General features: G+C 34.0%; 3 protein-coding genes and 3 pseudogenes. 5 read left to right on the plus strand and 1 reads right to left on the minus strand.

All coding sequences use genetic code 11. The features are described 5' to 3' along the window. The 5 genes and pseudogenes from ARSQ2_RS12010 to uspE form a co-directional block, all read left to right on the plus strand. Positions 1-400 (plus strand): IS630 transposase-related protein (locus ARSQ2_RS12010; protein ID WP_238334429.1); only part of this gene is annotated, 400 nt, incomplete at its 5' end. Continuing rightward, a complete protein-coding gene (locus ARSQ2_RS12015) occupies positions 327-785 on the plus strand; it encodes an IS630 family transposase (RefSeq protein ID WP_202880410.1) in 459 nt (152 codons plus the stop codon). The genes ARSQ2_RS12010 and ARSQ2_RS12015, both read left to right, overlap by 74 nt. Beyond that, entirely contained in the window at positions 772-921 is a 150-nt protein-coding gene (locus ARSQ2_RS12020) for a hypothetical protein (protein ID WP_202880409.1), read from the plus strand. Before ARSQ2_RS12015 ends, ARSQ2_RS12020 begins: the two co-directional genes overlap by 14 nt. Positions 922-2,250: 1,329 nt before the next feature. Further along, a pseudogene (locus ARSQ2_RS09310) lies at positions 2,251-2,998 on the plus strand (FNR family transcription factor). Between the two features lie 139 nt (positions 2,999-3,137). Next, a pseudogene (gene uspE, locus ARSQ2_RS09315) lies at positions 3,138-4,058 on the plus strand (universal stress protein UspE). A 44-nt stretch (positions 4,059-4,102) separates the two neighbouring features. Here uspE and pntB read toward each other — a convergent pair. Further along, a pseudogene (gene pntB / locus ARSQ2_RS09320) lies at positions 4,103-5,414 on the minus strand (Re/Si-specific NAD(P)(+) transhydrogenase subunit beta). Positions 5,415-5,421 lie beyond the last annotated feature (7 nt).

The following is a 5,421-nucleotide window of genomic DNA, read 5'->3' on the forward strand; positions in this document are numbered from 1 at the left end:
TATAGCTAAGCGACTTAATTTTGATGACATTATTTATATGAGCTATTCAATTGATTTTAGACGTAAAGTGATATTTACGATGGAAGAAGAAGGGTTGAGTATCCGAGAAACAGCGAAGCAATTTCGGATTGGCTCTGCATCTGTATCGCGTTGGATTAATCAAATAGAGCCAAAAGCATCGACTACGCGTCAGCGAAAAATCGATAAATCCGAGTTGATAAAAGATGTTGAACAATATCCAGATGCTTACCAAAAAGAGCGTGCAGAGCGTTTTGGCGTTTGTCAGAAGGCCATTTGGCAAGCTCTTAAAAAAATGGGATTGACCTATAAAAAACTCTACGTCATCCGAAAGCCGACGAAAACACTCGACAAACGTTTCAACAAAAAAACAACAGTATGAAAAAGAAGGCAAGCATATTGTTTTTATTGATGAAAGTGGTTTTTCACACGATACCCCGCGGACTCACGGCTATTCCCCGAAAGGTCAACGGTGTGTTGGTCTCAAGAACTGGGGAGCTAAAGGAAGAACAAATGTTATCGGCGCTTTATTGGGCACAACGCTGTTTGCTATCGGATTATTTGATATCAATATTAACAGCGATGTTTTCTATGCATGGGTCACCCAAGTCCTTATCCCAGTACTTCCTAAAAACAGTGTAATCATGATGGATAATGCAACTTTTCACAAGAAACAGAGTATTCAACAAGTCATCATCGATGCGGGGGATATGGTGGAATATTTGCCTACCTATTCCCCAGATCTTAATCCAATTGAACATAAATGAGCAAAAGCTAAATGCAAAAAAGAGCGCTCGGATGCGACACAGATATTTTGTTTGCACTCAATATAGTGTAATCAAAATTAAGTCGCTTAGCTATATCAGGACGATTGACACCCGCGGCCGAAACTTTAACAAGTAAATGTAATTTTGGTGGTTTTATTAGTGGTAATTTGGTGGGACTAAGCTTTTCCGGGCCGCCAGGTTCAATAATTTCAATAGCAAGCATCGTTTTTGGTAAAGGATCTATGAGGTGCGGCATTCGGTAATAACTCTATTGCTGAGTCAATCAACTAATTATTGTACTTGAGAGCCGTAAAATTTTCCTCTAATAATTTAACCAATATTTAATATAATATTTTAGTAAAATAAAAAATAAAACAATAGTTTGATTAGAAATACCACTGCGCAATTAAATCAAATTCAGTTAATTTATAATTAATACCATCTATTTTATTAAGAAATATCGTCCTAAAACTAACTTTATGATTTATCTTATAATTTATATTAAACTCAATCTCCATAGCATTAAAATTTTTAATTCTATTTAATTATTTTTAACTAAAAAACTGGCTTAAATTATTCAAATAAAATTTCTTTGTGCTATTGGTGGTAATGAAATTGCCTTTCAACTTATAATTTATATTATTTTTTTAAACACCTTTTAGTGACGGCGTCACTTAACGAGTTACATATATTATTTATTGTTAAACTTGATACAAGATTATATTGGTTTTTAATATTAATGAAATAACTTATATAACATTTCATTGACATGGGATTTATTTGCTTTTTTTGGTTAGTATGAAAAGTTGGCATTAGCCTTTTTTGACTAAAAATGTCTTTTTCATTATTAATCGAAGGATCAAAATTATTAGGCCAGTGTTGCCGCTCTGAGAATGGACATGATATTGTTTGCGCAGAAGAAAAAACAGCATTGTAGCATAGCAGTTGTTAATCTGCAATACGATGATAATAGCAATGCCTAATTGCGAACCTTTCACTCTTCAATACCTGCTTAGCTATTTTCTATAAAAAATAATAAAAAACCAATAAAACTAATTCTATAAATTATTAATTGATAAAATTTAAAAAACGTGGGTTTTAATCATATATTGCTTAATAAAATCTATTTTTATCAATATTTATTTATAATAAAAAAATTTATTAAATAATCTTATTAGAAAATAAATTTCACTAAAAATAAATAATGTTTAAAGTGAAAAATAATAACATTTTTAAAGCTAATTAAAATTTAATATATTTTTAGAAAAATTTGATTTTATTTTCACTTTTCTATAAGTTATAACAATTAGCTTAAGTAAAATAAATGACTGTCAAGTGAACTGCATATATTGATAATATTAGTTAAAAAAACAATACAACTAATTATTAATTCTTTTACTCAAGCTTAAAATATGTGTTAAAATTGACTAAAATCAATATTTCTTATCATAATGAGTCAAGTAATATGATTCCAGAAAAAAACGTTGTTCTCCGAATCCAGTCTGGTGGCTGCGCTAGCCATTGCCAGGACTGCAGTATTAGCCAGCTTTGTATTCCATTCACATTTAATGAACATGAACTGGATCAACTCGATAGTATTATTGAACGTAAAAAACTAATCCAAAAAGGACAGACTCTATTTAAAGCAGGTGATGAGTTAAAATCACTGTATGCCATTAAATCTGCTACCATAAAAAGCTATACCATTACCGATGAAGCTGATGAACAAATTACCGGTTTTCATTTAGCAGGTGATCTTGTAGGTTTTGATGCTATTATCAATCATAAACACTTAAGTTTTTCCCAAACTATTGAAACTTCAATAGTTTGTAGAATTACTTTTGAAACACTAGACGATCTTTCCGGTAAAATGTCTAATTTGCGACAGCAAATAATGAGATTAATGAGCAGTGAAATTAAAGATAATCAAGAAATGATATTACTGCTTTCGCAAAAAAAATGCTGAAGAAAGATTAGCTGCTTTTATTTATAATCTGTCACGCCGTTTTGCTCAACATGGTTTTTCAGCTAAAGAATTCCCCCTAACAATGACTCGAGGTGATATTGGTAATTATCTTGGATTAACCGTTGAAATAATTAGTCGTCTGTTAGGTCGCTTCCAAAAAAATAATACTCTCAGCGTTAAAAGTAAATATATTACAATTAATGATATGTATGAGCTGACCCAAATTGCAGGTAAAACCTCTGCCTAAACAACAAGATAAATGTAAGTCAAATCACATTAACATATTATTTTTTTTGTGATTTGGCTATGTTACTATCTATTATCCCAACTCATATTGGTTTATCTTTAGTGATATAAATGTTGCCTAGCCTCTAAGAGGAACCATTATGGCTAATTACCGTAATCTGTTAGTTGCTATTGATCCAAATCAGGATGAGCAACCTGCAATTTGACGTGCTGTATTACTGTATATAGTACAACGCGATGGTTGACGCATTAAGGCTTTCTTGCCCATCTATGATCTCTCTTATGATATGACAACCTTATTATCTCCTGAAGAACGCAATGCTATGCGCAAAGGCGTTATTAGTCAGCGACAAGTATGGATAAAACAGCAAGCACACTACTATTTAGAAGCCGGTATTGATATTGAAATTAAAGTAATATGGCATAAAAAAGCATATGAAGCGATTATTCAAGAAGTTATTGCTGACAAACATGATTTATTATTAAAAATGGCGCATCAAAATGACCGTTTTGATGCCATGATATTCACTTCCCTTGATAGGCATCTACTTCGTAAATGCCGTTGCCCAGTCTGGATGGTAAAAGATAAAGTATGGTCTAATGATGGCGGTATTCTTGTTGCAGTTAATTTATCTAATGAGGAATCCTATCATGATAAACTTAATATCAAACTCATCAAGGAAACGGAAAATATCAGCCATCAGATTGTTAAAAATCCACATATTCATCTCGTTAGTGTCTACCCTGTCGCGCCGATAAATATCGCTATTGAATTACCAGATTTTGATCCAAATATCTATAATCAGGCTCTGCTGGCACACCATCTTGTTGCAATGAAAAAATTAAGGCAAAGATTTACCATTGATGAAAAATATACCCATGTTGTTGAAGGATCCTCTGAAAAAAAATCCCTGAAACCTGTGACGAATTACATGCAGGTATTGTTGTATTGCGTCTTTTAGGCAATACTGCTGAACAGATCATTGATAAGTTAAAATGTGATTTATTTGGCCATTAAACCGGATTGTTTTTTCTGTCCAATAAATCCAGCAAATGATTAACAACCCAATGGCCCATTCTAATAGGGCCATTATTATTAAAAAATTTATAAAGCGCGCAAAATAGCTTCTACGCTAACTTTGGCATCACCGAATAACATTTGGGTATTTTCCTTAAAAAATAACGGATTCTGAACACCTGCATAACCGGTATTCATTGAGCGTTTAAATACAATAACATTTTGCGCTTTCCAAACCTCCAGGACGGGCATTCCCGCTATTGGGCTTATTGGGCGCTATTGGGCTATTTGGGCTATTGGGAGCATCTTGTGCGGCTGGGTTAACGGTATCATTTTCCCCAATCACTAATACTGTGTCTATATTAGCAAAATCATCATTTATTTCATCGAGCTCCAACACAATGTCGTAAGGTACTTTCGCTTCAGGTAATAATACATTCATATGACCAGGCAGGCGTCCGGCAACAGGATCGATCGCAAAGCAAACATTAATTCCTTTTTCGCGTAATTTTGCCGTAATATCGTGAATCGGGTATTGAGCTTGAGCGACCGCCATACCATAACCGGGAGCAATAATTACCGAATGGGAATTTTTTAACAACTTAGCTACTTCATCCGCTGTAGTTTCCCGATAATTTCCCAGGTTATGTTCATCATCGACTAATATCCCGTCAGTGCCAAACCCGCCGGCTATAACACTAATAAATGAGCGATTCATGGCTTTACACATAATATAAGACAAAATAGCACCTGAAGAACCCACTAGCACGCCAGTAACAATTAGCAAGTCGTTACTTAGCATAAAGCCTGCAGCAGCAGCGGCCCATCCTGAATAAGAGTTTAGCATTGATACCACAACCGGCATATCTGCACTACCAATTGAGGAGACTAGGTGCCAGTCAAATGCTAACGCAATGATGGTCATCATTAATAAGAGAAATACTTGCAAACCAGTAGCTGTCGTTTTTACGAAAATAAATAGCAAAATAAATGAAATTAATAACGCCAATAAATTAAGTTTATGACGATTAGGAAGCATTAAGGGTTTAGACGCTATTTTGCCGCATAATTTACCATAAGCAACAATTGAACCAGTAAATGTTACCGCCCCAATAAAAATACCCAGGAAAATTTCTGTCAGATGAATATTGTCCATGATCCTATCTGAGAATACATCGTGAGCAATAAAGCTATTAAAACCAACTAAAACAGCAGCCAAACCGACAAAACTATGTAAAATAGCAACCAATTCTGGCATCTCAGTCATGGCGACTTTATTTGCTAAACGCACCCCAATAAGTCCACCAATAACCATTGCAATAATAATCCAGCCAATATTATGCGCATCGGGACCTAAGATTGTTGCAATTAAAGCGATTGCCATTCCGGTAATACCTATAGCTAAG

The sequence above is a fragment of the Arsenophonus endosymbiont of Bemisia tabaci Q2 genome, from assembly GCF_902713415.1.
GTDB lineage: Bacteria > Pseudomonadota > Gammaproteobacteria > Enterobacterales > Enterobacteriaceae > Arsenophonus.